Source organism: Bacteroidota bacterium, from assembly GCA_016715425.1.
Taxonomy (GTDB): Bacteria; Bacteroidota; Bacteroidia; order Chitinophagales; family BACL12; genus JADKAC01.
On sequence record JADKAC010000001.1, the window covers coordinates 100,270 to 121,634 of the forward strand.

The 21,365-nt window shown below is 32.2% G+C and carries 14 protein-coding genes and 1 pseudogene; 10 read left to right on the forward strand and 5 right to left on the reverse strand.

All coding sequences use genetic code 11. From position 1 onward, the window contains the following. The first annotated feature begins 4 nt into the window (after positions 1-4). A complete protein-coding gene (locus tag IPN31_00415) occupies positions 5-874 on the forward strand; it encodes a hypothetical protein (GenBank protein ID MBK8680383.1) in 870 nt (289 codons plus the stop codon). A gap of 308 nt (positions 875-1,182) precedes the next feature. On the opposite strand, the gene IPN31_00420 is transcribed toward IPN31_00415, so the two are convergent. Both IPN31_00420 and IPN31_00425 read right to left on the reverse strand, forming a co-directional pair. After that, entirely contained in the window at positions 1,183-2,385 is a 1,203-nt protein-coding gene (locus IPN31_00420; GenBank protein ID MBK8680384.1) for a hypothetical protein, read from the reverse strand. 86 nt (positions 2,386-2,471) lie between these two features. Continuing rightward, entirely contained in the window at positions 2,472-3,542 is a 1,071-nt protein-coding gene (locus IPN31_00425; protein ID MBK8680385.1) for a hypothetical protein, read from the reverse strand. Between the two features lie 393 nt (positions 3,543-3,935). Between IPN31_00425 and IPN31_00430 the strand changes: the two genes are divergently transcribed. Both IPN31_00430 and IPN31_00435 read left to right on the forward strand, forming a co-directional pair. Then, positions 3,936-5,141: a site-specific integrase gene (locus IPN31_00430; protein ID MBK8680386.1), complete on the forward strand. Its 1,206-nt coding sequence runs from the start codon at positions 3,936-3,938 to the stop codon at positions 5,139-5,141. Positions 5,142-5,161: 20 nt separating this feature from the next. Next, on the forward strand, positions 5,162-6,079 hold the full coding sequence (locus tag IPN31_00435) for a hypothetical protein (GenBank protein MBK8680387.1): 918 nt from the start codon (positions 5,162-5,164) through the stop codon (positions 6,077-6,079). On the opposite strand, the gene IPN31_00440 is transcribed toward IPN31_00435, so the two are convergent. From IPN31_00440 to IPN31_00450, 3 genes are all read right to left on the reverse strand, one after another. After that, on the reverse strand, positions 6,076-6,654 hold the full coding sequence (locus tag IPN31_00440; protein ID MBK8680388.1) for a hypothetical protein: 579 nt from the start codon (positions 6,652-6,654) through the stop codon (positions 6,076-6,078). The two genes, IPN31_00435 and IPN31_00440, sit on opposite strands and share 4 nt — an antisense overlap. A gap of 50 nt (positions 6,655-6,704) precedes the next feature. Beyond that, positions 6,705-7,028 (reverse strand): helix-turn-helix domain-containing protein, encoded by a 324-nt coding sequence (locus IPN31_00445; GenBank protein ID MBK8680389.1) that lies wholly within the window; start codon positions 7,026-7,028, stop codon positions 6,705-6,707. Positions 7,029-7,275: 247 nt separating this feature from the next. After that, on the reverse strand, positions 7,276-7,632 hold the full coding sequence (locus IPN31_00450; GenBank protein ID MBK8680390.1) for a hypothetical protein: 357 nt from the start codon (positions 7,630-7,632) through the stop codon (positions 7,276-7,278). Between the two features lie 183 nt (positions 7,633-7,815). Between IPN31_00450 and IPN31_00455 the strand changes: the two genes are divergently transcribed. The 7 genes and pseudogenes from IPN31_00455 (at position 7,816) to IPN31_00485 (ending at position 21,329) form a co-directional block, all read left to right on the forward strand. Next, positions 7,816-8,469, forward strand: a complete 654-nt coding sequence (locus IPN31_00455; GenBank protein MBK8680391.1) for an RteC domain-containing protein — start codon at positions 7,816-7,818, stop codon at positions 8,467-8,469. Positions 8,470-8,591: 122 nt separating this feature from the next. After that, the gene (locus IPN31_00460; GenBank protein ID MBK8680392.1) at positions 8,592-8,870 is read left to right on the forward strand and encodes a helix-turn-helix domain-containing protein; all 279 of its coding nucleotides are present in this window, start codon (positions 8,592-8,594) and stop codon (positions 8,868-8,870) included. 47 nt (positions 8,871-8,917) lie between these two features. Continuing rightward, positions 8,918-10,960, forward strand: a pseudogene (locus IPN31_00465) (virulence-associated E family protein). Positions 10,961-11,213: 253 nt separating this feature from the next. After that, positions 11,214-11,519 (forward strand): helix-turn-helix transcriptional regulator, encoded by a 306-nt coding sequence (locus IPN31_00470; GenBank protein MBK8680393.1) that lies wholly within the window; start codon positions 11,214-11,216, stop codon positions 11,517-11,519. Continuing rightward, positions 11,516-13,930: an AAA family ATPase gene (locus IPN31_00475; GenBank protein ID MBK8680394.1), complete on the forward strand. Its 2,415-nt coding sequence runs from the start codon at positions 11,516-11,518 to the stop codon at positions 13,928-13,930. Before IPN31_00470 ends, IPN31_00475 begins: the two co-directional genes overlap by 4 nt. A gap of 349 nt (positions 13,931-14,279) precedes the next feature. Continuing rightward, positions 14,280-17,666 carry a DEAD/DEAH box helicase family protein gene (locus tag IPN31_00480; GenBank protein ID MBK8680395.1) on the forward strand — a complete coding sequence of 1,129 codons (3,387 nt, stop codon included), beginning with the start codon at positions 14,280-14,282 and terminating at the stop codon, positions 17,664-17,666. A 294-nt stretch (positions 17,667-17,960) separates the two neighbouring features. After that, positions 17,961-21,329 (forward strand): N-6 DNA methylase, encoded by a 3,369-nt coding sequence (locus IPN31_00485; GenBank protein ID MBK8680396.1) that lies wholly within the window; start codon positions 17,961-17,963, stop codon positions 21,327-21,329. The last annotated feature ends 36 nt before the right edge of the window (positions 21,330-21,365 follow it).

Here is a 21,365-nt window from a genome sequence, read left to right on the forward strand (position 1 = left end):
AACAATGACAACTCATTACACAATATTAACAGTACAAATCAGACCCGAAATTCAAGAAAGAATTTCGATAGGCTTTGCTTTGTTTGATGATAATCAGGTATTTTTTAAATACTCAAAGCATAAACTCTCTGTTGCGAAAAGCTTATTATCTGTTGGTGCTTACAAATTATTAAATGATGCAATAGGAAATATTGAGTCTTCTGTAATAAATCAAAAGTCAAAGGAAAAGGAATTTGAATTAACCAATTTCGGTAAAAAGAATAAAGAAATAATATCGGTAGAATATTTGAATTATTTGAGCAGATATAATACTAACCTGCTTACTTTTTCCAGTCCCAAAAAAATAGATGTGGATGCAAATAATGAAACCTTTATTTTACTATTCAAAAAATATGTTGATGATATAGCGGAGTCCAAAAAAATAAAATATGATAATATTATTGAAGTGTTTAAAAGGGAAAATATAGTAAGATTAAAACGATATTATAATATTGAAAAGCAGCTTTCCTCTGACGATATTAAAGGATTAATTGCACCAGTAAAGATTGACATGGTAGGAAAAAATGAAGATCCTGTATATGTAAAATCAGTTAATTTAAATCGGGAAGTTTCTCAAATCAAAAATGATCTAGCACAATTGGCATTCCTTTATATAGCATATGCTGAACAAAAAGTTAAAGCTAAAGCGTTTGTATTATCATCTGAACCATTCGAATCTAAAGCAATTAGTCAACACAAAATTTGGAATGAATTAAGAAAGAATAGTCAGTTTGAGTATGTTGATGCAAGTGAAGCTGAAAGGGTCTTGGAATATGCAGAAGATCATGGTGTCCATCCTCTCTTTCCGGAATCTACCGATGATGTTCCATTTTAAAATTTAAAAACTTATCCATCCCAGAATTGCTGCGTACTCACTCTGTGCCTTACTAATAAAAAATGTCAGGACAAGCCTCTCATCCAACAAATTTTTATATAAAAAAAACGCCACCAAAAAATGGCGGCGGATTTTTTTCTCTGTGATCCCGCTGGGATATTAATTTATTGAGATTAATATCCTTTAATTATTTAAATATTTTTAATTAATTCTGAATTTATGCAATCGAAAAATGAAAAAAGCACTGTTGCAAAGTTGTAAATGGTTTTTCCATAATTCTAACTTTGAAAATGTATTAAATTTTTAGTTTACTCAGAAATAACAGTGACTTCTATTCCAGGTTGAAATTGCCATGATGGTTGATCTTTTTGTCCTTTGGGGGCATCCCCTAATAATCCAATCTGTATATTATTGTTTTTGAGGGTAGGAATTTTTTGAGTACAATAAAACGGTATATTCTTGACATTGTCTTTATCAAATAGCATATAACCATTAGGAGCAGGATTGTAAGGTATACCGTTTATCGACATAAATATAGCATAACTAAAACTCAATTGATCAGAACCCCATTTTACAATATCTAAATGTCCTTTAACGGTGATTACTAAAGAATCAAATTGATTCGTAATTTCTTTAGAGATTGCAATAGGCGGTAAAATATAATTCACATTTTCATTAAATGTATCGGAATTGTCCTTGACAACCTCTTTTAATATTACATTCGATTTTGGTAACAATGTGTCAGCGTCAAATTGCCTAATCATGATTCCAACATTTTTATTTTTTGGAGAATAATTTTTAAATACGACTTGATGATCATCAATTCTCTCCGTTATTGTTAAATGATAAAAGGATTTAATCTTAGCAGTTAGCGATTCGTCAAATTTATTCTCTGTTTGTATTGATAAATCGCCATTTACGACCATTAGGGTTATTGGTACAAAAAAAATGTCATCATTTTCTTTTGTATGATTATTTATCCAATTTTTTAAGTCTAACTGTCCTTGGTAAGTTAACTTATCAAAAATGCCTAATACATCTCCTTGGACATATCTAATTTTAGCTTCGTCAATAATTACACTCGCCTTTTTTATTGAGCGAATTTCATTTTTTACTTGCAAAGTATCAACCTTATCTAACATTTTAGATGAATCTTTAGAGTTTAACCAATTATCTGAAAAAATATCACGTTCATTTAAAGTGTACTCTTTTGGAAAACTTATATTATTGCCTTCTATGAGATTAAATCCTGAAATATTAAAGGAAAGATTCTGTAATTGTTTACTATTAAATATGTCTTTGATTGTATGGGTGCCATCCTTTGATATTGCTATGAATGATCCGGGATCAATATCTACGTCTGTAGGAAGAACAAACCAAGATGTAGATAAGTCGAAGTTTGGGGTTGCATTTTTATTTTTTTTCTCAAGGTATAGGTAATAAGCATATGAAATAAGAAAGGCAGATAAGGCGCATAAAAAAGAGATAAAAAATACTTTTGAAGTTTTCATGGTTTTATATATTTTATTATTTAAATAATCAACTTTTTAAAAATTTTATTTCTTAGAAAATAATTGAAAACTTTTTAGTTCAGGCCTTATTCTTTTAAGGACTCTTTTATAATCGAAATATCAATCAAGTCAAGTGTTAAAGGAATAGTTAATCCTTGACATGTGGACTCATTATTTGTAAATATTAAATCTACATAACCACTTTGAGGTACTTCCGCTGAAAGATTAAGTAATTTTTCACCTGGCACTTTTGTATATCCAGCGTTTACGTAAGTATAAAAATGAGATATATCAGAAGAAAAAATTGTTTCACCTTTCGCTTTAAGGCCAATAATAGTCCTAAATGAAAAAGAATCTCCTAAATTGAGATTACAAGCATCATCTTTAATATCAAACTTGCCTGATACATTTATGTCTGTCCCAGGTTTGAATGGTCCAAATCGCATTGAGGTTGATTCGTGAAGTCCGATTGAAATTGTATCCCTAGGCACTTTTACTTTATCAATATACTCCTTCTCACCATTCTTATTATCAACACCTTTTTTAGAATAAAAAGCAATTAATTCAGTTTCTGGATAAATGTCTGTAAGCATTTGAAAAAAGAAATCAAATTCACCATTCCAAGAAAATTCTTTAGACCATGTTTGGTTTGAAGTAATTTTTTTTTCTTTTGAATTTAATTGGACTTCCTCAAGGATACCGTCTGCATTCGTTGCAAATAATTTAGTTATCTGTAAATCTTTGTACACGGGAGGACTAATCACTGTGATTAAAATATCATTATTTATTATTCTGCTGGTTATGGCAATTTTATTTTTATAATTTGTGCTGACACAATATTTCCAGGCGTCAATAGCTTTATCAGAAAGAAATTCAACATAGCTGTATTGGCTAAAAGATTTGTTTGTGTTTCCCTCATAGATATTTAATATGTTTTCGATATCAGTTTTAGTGTAATTCATATCGTTTTTAAAACCTAGAGGAATTGGCCCAGCCTCACTTGGTAAAATAATATTGAATTCAGAATTATCTGTAAATTCTTTCCCTTTGTTTTTAAAGGTTTCGATTTGCTGATAGATTCTTTCAGCTAGTTCTGATTTTGAGCTGTACTCAATTTTGTTTTTTTGGAGTACCTCGTTGCAATTAATTTCAGGCATATGATATTCTTTTATTAATGATTATTAAATACTTTTTTTAACTATAGAAGTTTGCTCTATAACTCAACTAATTGGATTATAAATGTACAAGGATTTTATATTTATTTTAATAATTCAAAATAAATTTTTTTGCAAGATTTTAAATGAATAGCCCAGTAAGAAAAATCCCTTGCAAACTATTGATTTGCAAGGAATTTGAATTGATTGGTGTGATCCCGCTGGGACTCGCATTTATGTATCTGATTGCACTTGTTTTCTTCTATAATTATTGAATATCAATTAGATATAAAAAAAATAAATTTTACTGATGCATTTAGATTTTATCAAAAGCGAGATTTGTTTTACCTATGTTTAACCAGTTTTCCTAACTTCGTGTATTAAATTAAATTGTATATGCCCACATTTAAAGTATTTGTCAATGATAGGAAGACAAACAAAATAGGTGAAGCCCCTATCTACTTAAGAATAATAAAAAATCGAAAATCTTCTTATATTTCCTTAGGCTATTATATAAGGCCAGAAGATTGGGATTCGAATAAAAGTGTAGTCAAAAAATCCCACCCAAATTCAAATCGGTTGAATAATTACCTTGCCGAAAAACTTTCAGAAGTCCAACGTCATACACTTGACCTAGAAAGCAAAAGCAAGGGCATTAATGTTAAGGAAATGAAAAAAGCAGTTGTGGGTGCAGTCTCTCCTAGTTTTTTAAAATATCTTGATCGCTTTTATCTAAGTCAAGAGGAGAAAGTGAGTGTAGGCACTTTTAATAAAATTAAAGGAGTTATTGAAAAAGTGAAGCAATTTGTTGGAAACAATGATTTGCTTTTTGATGATTTAACGGTTACTTGGCTTAAAAGCTATGAAACGTATATGAGGAATCATTTCAAAAATTCAACAAATACTATTCACGCAAATTTTAAAGTAATTCGACGAATTATTAACGAAGCAATCAATGAAGATTTACTTCCTTTTGAAAAGAATCCTTTTCATCGATTTAAGTTAAAAACTGAGAAAACAAATATTGAATATCTTACAGAAAAGGAATTGAAACTTATTGAAGAATTGGATTTAGTTACCAGAACAAAAATGGATATTCATAGAGATATGTATGTATTTGCCGCCTATACCGGAGGAATCAGAATATCAGATATTATTCAATTGAAATGGAAAAATTTTGATGGAGAGCGAATTTATAAACAGGCTCAAAAAACAGGTGAGATTATTTCTATAAAGGTTCCAAGAGTTGGGCTAACAATACTTGAAAAGTATAAACAAAAAAAAGGGAAGCCAGAAGATTTTATTTTTCCAATATTAAAAAATGATGTAAATTATTCTGATCCAAAAAATTTGCATCGTGCAATTTCTTCTTCCACTGCATATGTAAATAAAAATTTGAAAATCATTGCTGAAGCAACGAAAATAACTAAGCGACTTCATTTTCATACTTCCCGCCATACCTTTGCAACATCAGCAATTCGAAAAGGGATGCGTTTTGAAAATGCTTCAAAAATATTGGGGCATACAAATATGAAAACAACTCAGATTTATGCAAAAATTGTAAATGAAGAGTTAGATAAGGCGATGGAAATTTTTAATTGAAACTTTCAATAATTCTTATTGTGTATATAGAAAATTGTGTACTAACCGGATTACCTCTTCATCAAAAACATTATTTAGATCAAGGTAAGGGATTTCTCGTCGAATATAATCACAGAGCAGTTGGAAAAGTCAGAATTGGCAGAATATTCTTACAGAGAATGCTTAATGAAAATCGACGAGACCATGTTCTTGCAGGAATTTGTAGGAATACAAATCCTAATGATGAGCCACCAATAATAAATGATGATTTTATTAGGAATGGTATCAATGATTATATAATACCAAAAGAATTTGAAGAAAAAGCTTTACATCTGTTAAAATATATTTATGACAATGGTGGTAAAGCCTTTAAGCCAATTAGTTTCAATTCAAAATATGATTACACAATTGCTTATTCAGAAGATGGAAATGAATTAATCATAATTTTAAATCGATTGAAAGAAAGACATCAAATCGAATTTACCACTTTTGAACCGACCCCTAATGAAGTGATATTTGAAAATTTATTATTGACTGACAAAGGCGTTAATAAAATATTGGAAAAGAATCCACAGATTTTGATGATTGATTTGAATCATCAGAAAATTGCAACAGGAATTGTGAATCTTGATTCCAAAATTGAAACTGCAAGGGAATTATTTTTTTCAACTCCTGAAAGTATTGAAAAAATGAGATCTGCATGTGAAACGTTAATTCATTTATTGGAGCCTTTAAGAACTGATTTAGAAAAATATCTCATTAAGAAAGATGTTAATACTTTCTTTCAAATTGTCAATGACTTTGATATAAGACATAATAAAGCACATACTAAAACAATTGAGTACCCCGAACAATTAGAATGGGTTTTTTATTCTCTTTTAAATTCAATTAATCTGTATGTAAAACTTAAAGGCAAATTGAATTCTGATTTGAAAAATATTATGAATTATAATGATTAATTGTCCAATAATTTATTTACATCTATAATTAAAGTTTTTAAATTTTCACCTTCGATGAAATTATTCATTTGAAGCTCATTTGCAACATGTTTTATTGCATCTTGTACATTCTTATTAATTTTTAAATAATCAATACAGTCTCCCCATATTTCTTGTTCATATTTTATTCTTAATTCTTTATTATCTTCATTAACTGAAATTCCGGTTTCCAACTTTACTATTTTAACAATCAATTGATTGAACTTAACAATATCACTTATTGAATCTTCATCTTCGTCCTTTCTATTACTAAAATTTGGAAGATTTCGATTATTTAAGAATGTTTCTGCTATTCTTCCTCCAATAGTTTTGCAAGCTTCCTTTTTATATTTTAAAAGTGGTACATCTTGATTATTATAATAACCGTTTGGAAACCATGTAAAATTACATACCTTGCCCGCCTCTTCAAATTTATTGATCCAAATTTTTGTTGGAAATAGGGATTCTATTTTTCCATAAATATCACATAAACCAAATACCAAATGTCCAGCTTCATGTAATGCTAAATCAACTTCATTATTTTTATTTTCGTCCATAAATTATTTTTTTTCTGGTAACTATCTTCTTATCGAAATTTAAAATAAAGCTATATATTTTTATTAATCCTATTTCTAGCGATAAATTCAATTTCATTTAATGTTCGTTTTTTTCCCTGCCTCACCCAATCCAATAATTCCGTCTTAGAAAAATATAACCGTTTACCTTTTTTTGACACAGGAATCTCACACCGGTGAACATGACCATATATTGTTTGTTTGGCAAGATTTAGCAAATCGGCGGCTTGTTGAACCGTTAGTAGTTCCTCTGATTCCTGTTGCTCAGTTCGCTTTAGAATTAAATTTTTTATTTCTGATAATTGATTTTCAATGTCTATTAATCTTGTCTCTAAAATTTCAAATGGATTTGTCATTTTTATTATAAAAATCTGCAAAAGATATTACATTTTAATTAAAGAAATCAAAGACTAAATTTTCATCAAATCTATTTTTGATCTTTTTTATTTAACTCAGGTTGTAAATAATAATATAGTGCACAGGCAAAGATTATTATAGCAATGAGGATTACTAAAAAGTAATAAACTTTTTTCTTCGGATATGAAGTATGTAAGGAGATCTTTGGCTCAAAATTGATGGCTTCCGTTAAGGTGGTAATATCAATCATTTCTTTACAATTTTTATTTGCTCATTAGCAAGTGGAATTATTGCGTACTCATAGAGGGCATGGTATTGTTTCTTATTGATTTCAATATAATGAGTGAAAACTTCAAAAGAATAGCCTTTACCTAATAGAAATTGTTTATGTAATTCTACTTCTGTTTTGCCACCCATTAATTCATTCAATATTCTAATGTTGGTATGAAGTGGTTTATCTACAAATGATCGCTTATTTCTAAATTCTTTTGCTTTAAGATTATTGAATTTAATTCTATTTTGATCGTTTGCAAATACTTGGTTCGATCTGGTGGCCAAAAAGGTTTCATTTGTAAAAGGATCTATTTTTTCAATTATCTTCATGTTTACAAAATTAAATTCTGAATTAATATGAAATCAATTTATATTGACTGTAATCAGCGCATCTAAATGCATAAAAATCAATTAATCTAGATTAATTTGGTTTCACTTTGTTTTGAATGTGGTTTAACGATAGAATACATATATTACTAATTCACCAAAATGAAATAACTTGATTATAAAATTATGAGCATTTCCAATTATCCTGCACGAATTATTTCGCATTCCTTTAAGGAACACCCAATTAAAAATTACTTGGCTGACGAGTATAGTGAATTTGATTTAATAGGGAAGCAAGTAAATACAATTGATTTTACATATCGTGGCAAGTTTTCTGATTTGACATATTGTAAAGCACTGATTCAGAAATTTTCTGAAATAACTATAAGCCAGCTCCCTGAATTTATTGAATATCAATTGAAACTAGTTTCAGATAAAAAACAATGGCTGTTCGATCTTGAAAAATTAGTTGAAACTAATAGGGATATATTAGATAAAAAACGAGCAGCGTTTAGTACTGAAATTTCTAATTGTTTGCAGACTATTTTAAATAAATCGAAAAATGCAGAATCTGTAAACAATTTGATTTGGAAGGGTAATGATGTTGATTTGCTGGAATTGATTGTAGCGTTAAGTGAAGCTAAAATGATCACAAATTTAAAAGGAGATACTGTTAGGTCAGAAATTATTAAAATTTTCGAGAAGCTTTTTGGGCTATCTATTAAAGATGCAAATAAGAAAATTAGTGCCGCCGGAAATCGAAAGAGGGAAACTGCACCTTTTTTAACAACCTTAATGAACGCATATAAAAACTATGTCCATCAGGGTAAAATAAAATAACCAATGTTTACGCTTGTTCTAAGATTAAATCGATAGACCTACCAATAGAGTCTATTGTTTGCTCTCACTCTGCTGCTGAGTTTTGCTTCCAATAATTCACAAAAAAGCAAAACAGAAATCCAATGAATGTAATAACTATTGAATCAGAAGCATTCGAGCATATTGTTAAGAAACTCGATGAAATTCAAGGCACATTAGAGGAACGAAATAAAGAACCAAAAGAAAAGTGGCTTGATAATCAGGAACTCATGCAACTTCTTAAAATATCCAAGCGCACTGCTCAACACTATCGTGACAGCGGGCTAATTTCTTTTTCGCAAGTAGGTAACAAAATTTATTACCGCCTTTCCGATATAGAGGACTTGCTCAAAAATCATTTCAACAAATCTTTTAAGAAATAAATGTTCCTCAATTCAACAGTGGAAACATTTTCAAATTAGTTTAGAAAATGCAAGTAAGTATATTCAAAAAAATAAAAACTTATGCAGGCGACCGAAATACTTCCGACATCATTCAGGAAATCAAAAACGGTTTGCATATGGAAGAAGTTATTGCCTTGAGGCAATTACTTAAGTTAGGAAAAACGAAAGAGTATGACGAGAAAAAAAAATCATTACTCTCATTCACTCCTTCAGGAACTTTCACAAATCGCAGGAAGCGTGAGTTTCTCAATATTTACAATGGCAATATTATTTTAGATGTTGACGACTTACCTCAAGTTCTGCTTCAGCAAGCGAAAGAAAACGCCATACAGTGTGCCCACACCTATGCCTGTTTCATTAGTCCGGGTGCTGAGGGCTTAAAAATAATTGTAAGGACAAATGCAACTCCCGACACACACAAAGACACCTTTGGTGCTTTGTTGCTCTACTATGAAAACCTGTTGAATGTTTTTATAGATGAAAGCGGAAAGGATATTCCCCGCTTATGTCTTTGCAGTTATGACCCTGAAACTTATCACAACGAACAATCGAAAATTTTTAAAATAGAAAATAAATAAATCATGGAAGCAACTAAGCAAATCCAACATCCTGAAGCTTTGTTTGAACACATTATTCGTTTCACCAACAAAAAACAATCTTATAACGAAGGTAACCGCAACAACTACATTCATTTGCTTGCACACAATTGCAATCGTAGAGGTTTGTCACAAGAACAAACAATCTACTACGGCTGTTCACGCTTTGATTTATCTTCTCAGGAAATTGAGCAAACAATTAAGAGCGCATACATCAACAAATCAGAAAACGCAACAGATGAAAGAGGAGAAAAGAAAGCCTCACCACCAAACATTGATAGGATTGAAGATTTTCTTTCTGAAAAATATGAGTTCCGTTTCAACATCGTCTTGAACAAATTAGAATACAAAGAACACGTTTCAAATTTTTTTCAGCATATAACCGACTATCGGGAAAACTCTTTTCTCCGAGAGTTGCAGAAAGCAAGAATCAAATGTAACATCACAAACCTTCGCACAATTTTGCAATCCGATTTCTGCAAAGTTTACAACCCTTTCAATTCATACTTCACTTCACTTGACAAGTGGGATGAAAAAACAGACCACATCACTGCATTGGCAAGAACTGTTGCATGTACCCATCAGGAACTTTGGGAATATTGCTTTCACAAATGGCTTGTTGCAATGGTAGGCACTGCCGTTGATGAAACAACATTTAATCATTGCGTAATTGTTTTTTCAGGCAAACAAGGAATCGGAAAAACAACATGGATTCTCAACCTTGTTCCACCTGAATTGAAGGATTATGTTTTCTCAGGCACAATTAACCCGAACAACAAAGATACCCTCATTCATCTCTCAGAATGTTTTCTAATCAACCTTGATGAATTAGAAAATCTCAACCGCTCTGAAATTGGTTCACTCAAAGAAATAATTACCAAACAGCACATCCGCATGCGAGTTGCTTATGGTCACAATAACGAAAACAAAATCCGCCGTGCAAGTTTTGCAGGTAGTGTAAACAATGCGCAATTTCTAAACGATACAACCGGCAGTCGTAGATTTCTTTGTTTTGAAGTTTTGGAAATTGATTACACACACCTCATTGAAATGGATAAAGTTTTTACACAGGCATTTCATCTTTACAATAACGGCTATAAGTTTTGGTTTGATAAAGAAGAAATAAAAACCATAACAAACAACAACGAGCAATACCAAATGAAAACGGCTGAAGAGGAATTACTTTTAACATGGTGTGAAAAACCCAAAGACAATAATAGCATACAATACCTCACTACTTCTGAAATCGCAACAAAAATCAGCAACATGGTAAAGCTGAATGTAACAAACTCTACAATCCTTTTACTGGGCAAGGCACTTAATAAGCACGGTTATGAAAGAACAAAAAGAGGGAGCAGATATGTTTATGCCATTCACATTTTAGATTTTAATGAAGTGGAAAGAAGATCTATCGAAAGAGAATCAACGGATACGACTCCAAAGTCTGAAAATGAGCAAGACTTGCCATTCTGATATATCCACATTAGTATTCATGGTAAGATAGGTAGGTTAACTACGACATAGTTCAAATATTTTACATTGCAGCCCGATTATCGTTTCATTCTACACTTAATTGCAGAAAAGGATTACAATATTTTTTGATAAAAATATTTTGCGGACTTCATACCTATAATCTTACCCAACTTACCCTGATTTCTTTGCATTGATTTACTTCCATTTTCTTTCAATAAATTTGACAAATTATGTCAGGTCAAATTGTAGCAGTTTGAAAACTATAAATGAAACTCTTTGTGAACTAAGAGAGAAAAAAGAATTGCTTCTTCGAGAAGTTGCATTATCCATTTCAATTAACCCTACTTTGTTAAGTAAGATTGTAAGAGATGAACGGATGCCAACGAAACAACAAGTAAGCGCATTGGCAAAATTTTACAAAAGGGAGTGCAATGAAATTTATATTGCATATCTGAGTGACAAAATAGCTTTTGAAATGCAAGACCAGAACCTTGCATTACAAGCAATGAAGACAATTGAATCAAAATTTAAACATCAACGCAAGAATAGGAAAGTATGATTCATAAAATTCAAAGGTTGATTTCTGTGGGCAAATTCCGCAACTACATTGCGTCGGGTGATGTAGCGTTTAAGAAACTCACTATGATTTATGCAAAAAATGGAATTGGTAAAACAACACTGGCTTGTGTCATTCGTTCACTTGCTTCGTTAAAACCTGAGTTAGTTCGTAATCGGCAATCAACCAACAGCACAGGAGAAGTTGCAGCACAGATAATTCAGCGTGTCCCACCTACTACCGACACTTCACACAACTTAGGTACTAATGGTTGGTCAAATCCATTTCCTGATATTGAAATCTTTGACATTCACTTCGTGAATGAAAATGTGTATTCAGGTTTTGAATTTTCAAAGGAACATAAGGAAGAACTATACAATTTTGTATTAGGTCAACAGGCAGTCATATTGCAAGAACAGATCGACACTAACAAAGAAGCTAAAGCTGTTTCAGTTTCTTTTCAAGCGTCAATCACAGAGGAAATTATTCAACAAGTAGGTAATGGATTGACAGAGCAAAATCTTCCAAACTTTTTACAAATCGATCCTACAACAGAAATCAATATTACCCAACAAATTTCTGATGGGGAAGGAGCATTACTCAGTGCCCAAAGTCAGGCAACTCTTCAAACCCTTCCACAACTTTCAAACATTCAGGCATTCAGTGCAAATATTGATTTTACCTTATTGATAACTGACTTGGCAAGAAATAGTCAGACAATTCAAAATCAAGCATTGCAAACCTTGTATGACTTGCACAGGCAAGATTTACAAGACAACGATATTGAAGAACCTGAATACTGGATAAATAAAGGCAATGATTTTCTTTTAGCAAAAACAGCAGCAGCCGAAAATCCACAGCAAGTTGAATTGCATTGTCCGTTTTGCAAGCAGCCAGTTAGTTCAACCTTAGATATTATCAATGCTTACACTTTACATTTCAATGAGGAGTTCAATTCTTATGTTCAACACTTAACAACTTACAGGGACGCCTTGCAAAATATAAACCTGGATACATTTATCTTGAACTTGAATAATTCACATCAAGCCAATATAGAAAGAACAGCAACTTGGTCAGCGCATTTACCAGCAACAGCGCAAGCGCCAGTTTTTAATATCATTGCTGATGAACATGTTTTCCGTGCAGAAATGCAAGCACTTTTAGCAATTGTAAATTCAAAACTTCAAAACCCTTCTGTTGGTGTTGCAACTATATCGGCAACTACTTTTCAAAGTTCTATTGCAAGCATTAATCAAAACATTACGACCTATAACGGATCGGTTACTGCCTACAATGGAGCAATCACAGCTTTCAGAGCAACCATTCAAACTGTTGCAACCGCAGAATCTAATCTTCAATCTCTGAGAAGAATTCAAAGTAGATGCCTTCCGGCTATTGATAACCTATGTTCTCAACTAAGAAGTGAAAAACAAAATCACACCAATTTAAGTAGTGCCTATACAACAATGATGCAAACGGCACGATTATCTTCAAACGCTTTTTTAAACAACTATCAAACAAGAATCAATTATTATTTAGACACCGAATTTCACACACCTTTCAGAATAGCAAACAGCAATGTAGTTCAACCGCAAGGACAAAATACAGTCAATCGTGCTGAATATACTCTTACCATTGATGGGTTTGCTATTTCCACAGAGCAAAATCAACCTCGCAGTGCAAAAGATGTTTTAAGCGAAGGAGATAAAACCACAATTGCGCTTGCTTTTTTTTTAGCAAAATTAGATGTAGAGAATATCAAAAATCAGAAGGTAATAATTTTTGACGACCCACTATCAAGTTTTGATAATGGAAGAAGAAGGACAACAGTAAAATTACTTGCAAGGTTAGCAAGGGATGCAAAGCAACTTGTAGTGCTTAGTCACGACAGTAAATTTTTATTTGATCTGCATAGAATGGTGCGCACAGTTGAAAAGAAAGGGTTGGAAATTGTATATGATGAGATAGCATCCACTTCTAAAATTCAGTTTTTTGAAATAGATAAAATACTTCAGAATGACTACTTTGTTTGCCTTAATAAAATAAAAGATTTTATTGCGACAGGAACTGATGCAGGGAAAAGAGAGTGCCGGAGAGAAATAAGAATTGCATTAGAAAACTATATGATATTTTATTACTACAATCACTTAGGAGGTAATTTATCAATCACCTTCGGTACTTTAGTTGATAGAATTGAACAACTCCAAAGTGAAGGTGCTATTGAATTTCGTGATGGAGACAGTGCAAAGGTTATAGATGATTTAAAGGAACTGAATGAAATATCATGGGACAGCCATCACGGTGATGGTGATATTTTGGAAACACGAAATGAAATCCCAGTTGAGGATATTGACCTTGCAGAATTTAAAAGATATTTGCAAACAACACTTGACCTTATTGAAAAACGACTTTAATAAAAAATATAGTTTGGATGTAAATACCAATGGCAATAAACATTAAGAAAAAATGAGTATCACACTCTACCATGCAAAATATTTTGTCTTCGAACTAACAAAGCGTTATTCATCAAATAGCTTACAGAAGTTTACCACTTCGCTTGCTGCTGCCTAGGTAGCTTTAAATCCCTTAATATGCCCTTACGTATTCTAAACCCTCCTAGAACCATATAATAATAACATTTTGTTTTCTTTTAGCCTAATGTAGAAGATTTATCTATATTTGAAATTGTAATGAGGTACCCAAATATCTAATGTCCGTAAGGGTTTCAACAGTTATTTGGTTTAAAAGACTTGATTAAGCCCAATGCTACTAGATAACAAAACAAAAACAGACGATAATGACTTTTATAAAGTTTTTGATTTCATCAAAAACTACACAAAGCAAGGTGAACTTGACCTTGTAACAGGATATTTTTCAGTTAATGCTTTGGCATTAATGTATGATGACTTGAACAATGTAGAGAAATTTAAAATGATTTTGGGTAACCTAATGAAAGACAATTCTCAAGTGAATAAGATTATTGACTTGCTTAATGGCAATGCTGGAATTGACAACACTCTTTCTCTTAGCTTATCAGCTAAAAAAGCAGTGGCTTTTTTAGAGCAAGAGCATGTTGAAGTAAAAAATATTCAGAAGAATTTTTGCCATGCAAAAACTTATATCTACACCGACAAAGACCCACGAAAAAACTTTTATATAATTGGTAGTTCAAACCTTACTGATGCAGGACTTGGCATAAAGGACAGCAGCAACGTCGAGTTAAACACAGCCAAACATGATTACGAAGGCGACTTCAAAGAATTTAAAAACTGGTTTAAACACCAATGGGAAAAAGTAGCATCGGAGAAAATTGAATTAGCCGACAGGACAAAGGTTGAGGTAAAAGATTACATCATTGAACTAATCAAAAACTTGTTCAAAGAATACACACCGAAAGATCTTTACTACAAAGTCCTGTATGAATTATTCAAAGAAGATTTGCTTTCCCTTACAAGTGATGCAGAGTTCAAAAGAGAAATTGCACACTTGGAAGTTACCGAAATTTACCAAACGCTTTTCTCTTATCAACAAAAAGGTTCGTTGAGTTTAATCAAGATGTTGCAGAAATACAACGGAGCAATTTTAGCGGATGCAGTTGGATTAGGAAAAACTTGGACTGCATTAGCAGTGATGAAATATTTTGAAAACAAGGGATATACTGTTTTTCTTTTTTGTCCAAAAAAATTACGGAACAATTGGGAGCAATACCAAAGCGGGAAAGGTTCAAGGTTTGAGAAAGATGAAATTGAATACTATGTAAGAAACCACACCGACCTGCAAGACGAAAGACTAACTTCAAACTATCCGGATTTTCCGCTTTCAAAATTGCAACGTAAGCAAAAACTATTATTTGTAATTGATGAAAGCCACAATTTGCGTAACGACAAATCTTCACGATACAAATTTTTAGTTGACAATGTACTGTTGCCTGAAAAAACAAGCCGTGAAGTAAAATTGCTTCACCTTTCAGCAACTCCCATCAATAACAAATTAATTGACATCAGAAATCAATTCAAGTTGATGACTAAAGGAAGTGATAGCGGTTTTGAAAAATCAGGATTAGAGATTGGTAGTTTGGAAAGTATTTTTAGAACAGCACAAAAAGATTTTAATGACTGGAGTGCATTGGACACTAAAAAGATATCTGACTTCATTTCTAAACTTCCCCAAAAATTCTTTGACCTCACAGATGCTTTAATTGTTGCACGGACAAGAAAATTAATTGAAGGAGAATTTGGAGCAATGAATTTTCCAAAGAAAGATATACCTGTAAATGAATATATAACCCCTGTAAACTTTGGAAACCTTAAATCTTTTGAAGATATTTTAAATGCACTTCGGGTAAACCTCACTGCATACAGACCTTCTGAATACATCAAAGATTTGAAAGTGGAAAGTGTTTTGGATAATCCAAAACAGAGGGAAAAGTTTTTGGTTAAGATGATGTATATCCTATTGATGAAACGTCTTGAATCAAGTTGGTTTTCTTTCAAAAACACAGTTGAAAATATTTTGAATCATCACACCAACGCATTAGCAAAAGTGAATGAGTTTATTGAAAAGAAAGTGGACACTTCCATTGAAGATAATCTGACAGAGGAAGAGAAAGAAGAATTGGAAGACAGCGTTTCAGAATCGGAGAACAATAGCCAAGAAGAACCTCCAATTACTTTAGGAAAGAAAAATCCTATTCCGCTTTCATCCATCACCAACATTGACATTTTCAAAAAACATTTGGAAGGCGACATTACAAAATTAGAATTACTGCAAAGCAATTTGGCAAAGTTTGAAAGTGATTTTGCAAACGGGAAAGCAGAAGATGAAAAACTAAACAAGTTAATTTATCACATAGAAACCAAGCAAGCAAAATCATCGAATAAAAAGGTTTTAATCTTCACTGTGTTCAAAGACACAGCACAATATCTGTATCGTGAATTGCAGAAACGGAAAATTAAAAACCTAGCGTATGTATCAGGTGCATTGAGTGAAACGCATGATGGATATTCAGGCGAAAAGTTTGAAGAAATTCTGGAACGCTTTGCACCATTCACAAAACTTTACAACGAAAAAGATTGGACAGAACTTTACGAAAACAATCTAACTACAGAGGAATTCCGTGAAGGCGACAAATGGAAAGTGCCTTTTGAAAAATGGTTACAACTGATTAAAGACAACGATAAGAAAACGCAAAAGAAAATTTCAAATCCTATTGATGTTTTAATTGCAACCGACTGTTTAAGCGAAGGTCAAAACTTGCAGGATTGCGACACCGTTGTAAATTATGATATTCATTGGAATCCAGTTCGCCTCATTCAACGAATGGGACGGATTGACAGAATAGGTTCAATGAATGATACCATCAGAGGAATAAATTTTTGGCCAGGCAAAAACTATGAAGATTATTTGCGACTGAAAAAACGAGTAGAGGAACGAATGGCTTTAATGAGTGTGGTAGGTACAGAGTTGCAAGACATTACTCCTGAATTTCAAAAGATGGTGGAAGAAAATCCGTTGTTGCCAAAGCAAGCACAAAAAATGCTTGACCAGTTGCAAATAACTTGGGATGACATTGAAACCAATGATGAAACACTTGGCTTGAATGATTTGTCAATGGAACAATTCCGTCAGGAGTTGTTTGAGTTCTTCAAACAAAACGAAGATTTTTTTAAGCAGATGCCAAATGGAGTTTTCACAGGGTTTAAATTCAGAACAAATAAAAAGTGGGAAACAATTCCCGACAGCATTGTTGCTGTTTTGGGCTATCCGAGAAAACCCGATGAAAGCACCGAACATATTTATGATGAAATTCATTTGCTGCATCAACCCATTTCAGAGGGAGAAAAAGCGGACTCAATGGTTTTAAAAAACAATCAGGAAATTCTTTCATTGCTTCGCTATCATAAAATGGAACACCGTTATGTTCCACAAAACATTGAAAAAGGCGACCAAAAAGTTTTAGCAAAACTTGCTGCATCAATTGGCGCTTGGGTAAAGAATCAAACTACGCCAGTAGCAATAAATGAAATTCAAAATTTGTTTACAGGCGATACCACACCGCAAAAAATTTCACCCGAACAAAAAAAGTTGGAAGATAAATTCAAGAGTGAAAATTTTGATTTGATTAATTGGTTCATTATTTCTAATAAGTAAAACATGAATTTATCTTTATTCAACACCGCCAATCTTTTTGAATCAGCAACCGATTTGTTTCGGCAGTTGAATATCAAACTCAATTCAAACACGACCACTGCAATTCCAGCTCGTGATTTGTTGAAACAATATTTCCGTAATACGGAAATTTTCAATTCCATTGAAAAAACTTTTTATATCGGCACATTGGACAACACTGTTCTCACAGCAACAGGTTTGTTTGACGAAAGTTATTCATACAAACAAGCACAAGTGCAAGCCAACAAATCGTATGAGGGCTTAATGCTTTTCGCTTTGGAATTAGGCAAGCACCCCACACGAACAGAAATTTCAGAACTCACAAGAGCATTCAATCGCATCAGTCAGAAGATGCCAGTTGCTTTGGTGCTGAAATATCAAATTTCAAACGAGGCAATCATTTCCATTGCTATCAGTGAACGCTTCAAGTATCTGCAAACATGGAGGCAGGGAGAGAAAGCAGGAAAAGTAATTATCCTTCGTGATATTCATACGCATCCGCAGAACACACACACAGGACACCTACGCATATTGCAAGACCTTGTGAAACCTGTTGGCGTTACTACCTACGCTCAACTGCACACACATTGGTTGCAAGTGCTTGATGTAAGCATACTCAACAAAAAATTTTTTCAGGAGTTGGCTAACTGGTATTTCTGGGCAATGGATAATGTGCGATTTCCTGATGATATTGAAAAGAAAAAGGACATACGTAATGCAACTAATCTCATTCGCTTAATCACTCGGGTTATTTTTATTTGGTTTATCAAAGAGAAAAAATTAGTGCCGAACAATTTGTTCCGTAAAGAGTATCTGGATAAAATACTAAATGACTTTGCCAAGAATAAAAAATCAGAAAATTATTATAATGCTGTCCTACAAAACTTATTTTTCGGAACGCTAAATCAGAATATGAATGATAGAGGCTTTGTGAAAGAAGGAAATTATCAGCAAAACAAAACCGAATATGGTGTAAAGAATTTATTCCGTTATGCAGATAAATTTTTAATAAAAGAAAAGGAAGTGATGGATCTATATAAAAATGTTCCATTTCTTAATGGAGGTTTGTTTGATTGTCTTGACAAACCAAACGAAGCAGGCACAGTTCAGTATGTGGACGGTTTCAGTCGCAATATAAATAAGCAAGCTCATGTTCCTGACTATTTGTTTTTTGGAGAACTGAAAGAAGTTGATCTAAATGAAATTTATGGAACACGAAATAAAACTTACAAAGCACAAGGTCTTATAAACCTATTGAACAGCTACAAATTTACAGTTGCTGAAAATACACCGATAGAAGAGGAAATTGCTCTTGACCCCGAATTATTAGGAAAGGTCTTTGAAAATCTTTTAGCAAGTTACAACCCCGAAACCCAGACCACCGCACGAAAGCAAACGGGTAGTTTTTATACCCCACGGGAAATTGTAAATTATATGGTTGACGAAAGTTTGATTGAATATTTAAAAAATTATCTGTTAAATGAAAAAGCCGGTATTATAGAATTAGGTAATAATCAGGTTCAAATTTTTGGCAATAAGGATAAGGTAGGTCAACTTAGTTTAGAACAAAGTTTAAAAGGTAGTAAATGGCTAGGTAAAGAAAAAGAGCTAGATGAAAAATTGAGGCAACTATTTTCTTATGAAGTTTTACAGCCATTCACTATGAAAGAAGATATTGAAAAGCTAATAGAGGCCATAAATTATTGCAAAATACTTGACCCTGCTTGCGGTAGTGGTGCGTTCCCGATGGGTGCGTTACATAAAATGGTTCACATTCTGCAAAAACTAGACATAGAAAATATTTATTGGAAAGAATTACAACGGCAGAAAGCTATGCATGATACCGAAACCGCTTACAAAAGTGATAGCAAAGAAGAAAGAGAAAAGCGATTAATTGAAATAAATGATGTGTTTGAAAACAATGCTAGCGACTACGGTAGAAAACTTTACCTAATTGAAAATTGCATTTACGGAATAGATATACAACCGATTGCCGTGCAAATTGCCAAGTTGCGTTTCTTTATTTCCTTGGTGATTGACCAAAATAAACAAGAAGGAAAGGCAAATTTTGGAATTAGAAGTTTGCCAAACCTTGAAACAAAATTTGTTGCAGCAAATACTTTGATTGGATTAAATAAATCGGTAAGCAGTAAAAAAGGAAATATTGGTACAGGGCTTCTAAAAAATTTAGAAATTGAAACAAAAGAAAACCTTCTGAAGGACATTAGACACAAGTATTTTTCTGCAAAAACTAGAAAAGAAAAATTAGCTTTTCAAAATCAAGATAGGGCAATTAGAAAGGAAGTTGCCAATCTCTTAATAAATGATGGATGGGAAAAATCGATGGCAGAGCAAATTGTTGCCTTTGATCCTTATGACCAAAATGTTTTTGCTCCATTCTTTGAAACCGAATGGATGTTTGGACTTACGGAGGGTTTTGATATTATTATAGGAAATCCCCCTTATGTTAATGTTGAAGAAATTGATGAAACAATTAAGAAGAATATTAAGCGATTTAAAACTGCTTATCAAAAATATGATCTGTATGTTTTGTTCTATGAGAAAGCGATTGAATTATTAAGCCAGAATGGACAATTAAATTTTATTACTTCTAACAAATTTTTATCTCAGGGTTACGGATTGATACTTCGTAAGGAATTTTTGAAATATCATTTGCATCAAATTATTAATTTCAATTATGATGTTTTTGAGGCTGCAACAGTGCGAACTTGTATTCTCCATTTGCAGAAAACCTTAAATAAGCCTAATGAAAAAGTTAAAATCATTGACATTGGATCTGCAAAAGATTCTTCCAAGTTTGAAAAATTGCAATACAATTATCTCAATCAAAAAATATTCTCCGATACTGATGAAAATAATTTTAGGATTAATCTTACTAATGAAAAGATAAAAGTCTTGAATAATATTACCAAGGATTGTATAAGAGTTGATGATGCTTTTTCTGTAAATTATGGATTGCGACCAAGCAGTGAAAAACTTAACTTAAAGAAGGAAGCTTTTATTCACGAGTCAAATCCAACGAAAAAATTCAAAAAATACTTTGAAGGCAAAGACATGGGATATTGGCTTATTAAAAGTTTTTCTTATTTGGAATACAGGCCGGATGTTATGTATAATTCAATGTTTCCCGAACTATTTGAAACTGAAAAACTAGTTGGATTAAGAACATTAAGCGACATAAATAAATTGCGTTTTATTTATGACAATGAAAAATTTTATTGCAATGATTCTGTTGTTGTCTTAACCCTTTGGCATATATTCACTAAAATAAACAATCAAACTATTTTGAGAAATATCTCAAAAATGAAAATTGAAACTTCAAAGCAATTTGATTATTTATTTGTTCAAGCAATCCTTAATTCGCAAATGATAAAATTTTATGTCAACGAACTCCTTTATGACGGAACTCATTTTTATCCTAATCACATGAAATCATTACCAATTAAAAATGCCTCTTCAAGTATTCAAAAATCCTTTGTAAAAATTATTGAGAAAATTCATTCAGCTAAAAAGGAAAATGATTTAGCCGACACCAGCAAATTAGAAAAGCAAATAGATGAAATGGTTTACAAACTTTATGAGTTGACAGAAGAAGAAATAAAAATAATAGAAGGCAATAAGTGAAGGGTTTCAAAAATGTATTTCAAAAAATATCAAAAT

Coding starts and splice junctions, on each gene's coding strand:
- IPN31_00415 (MBK8680383.1), top strand. CDS start 5: ATGACAACTCATTACACAATATTAACAGTACAAATCAGACCCGAAATT.
- IPN31_00420 (MBK8680384.1), bottom strand. CDS start 2,385: ATGAAAACTTCAAAAGTATTTTTTATCTCTTTTTTATGCGCCTTATCT.
- IPN31_00425 (MBK8680385.1), bottom strand. CDS start 3,542: ATGCCTGAAATTAATTGCAACGAGGTACTCCAAAAAAACAAAATTGAG.
- IPN31_00430 (MBK8680386.1), top strand. CDS start 3,936: ATGCCCACATTTAAAGTATTTGTCAATGATAGGAAGACAAACAAAATA.
- IPN31_00440 (MBK8680388.1), bottom strand. CDS start 6,654: ATGGACGAAAATAAAAATAATGAAGTTGATTTAGCATTACATGAAGCT.
- IPN31_00445 (MBK8680389.1), bottom strand. CDS start 7,028: ATGACAAATCCATTTGAAATTTTAGAGACAAGATTAATAGACATTGAA.
- IPN31_00450 (MBK8680390.1), bottom strand. CDS start 7,632: ATGAAGATAATTGAAAAAATAGATCCTTTTACAAATGAAACCTTTTTG.
- IPN31_00455 (MBK8680391.1), top strand. CDS start 7,816: ATGAGCATTTCCAATTATCCTGCACGAATTATTTCGCATTCCTTTAAG.
- IPN31_00460 (MBK8680392.1), top strand. CDS start 8,592: ATGAATGTAATAACTATTGAATCAGAAGCATTCGAGCATATTGTTAAG.
- IPN31_00475 (MBK8680394.1), top strand. CDS start 11,516: ATGATTCATAAAATTCAAAGGTTGATTTCTGTGGGCAAATTCCGCAAC.
- IPN31_00480 (MBK8680395.1), top strand. CDS start 14,280: ATGCTACTAGATAACAAAACAAAAACAGACGATAATGACTTTTATAAA.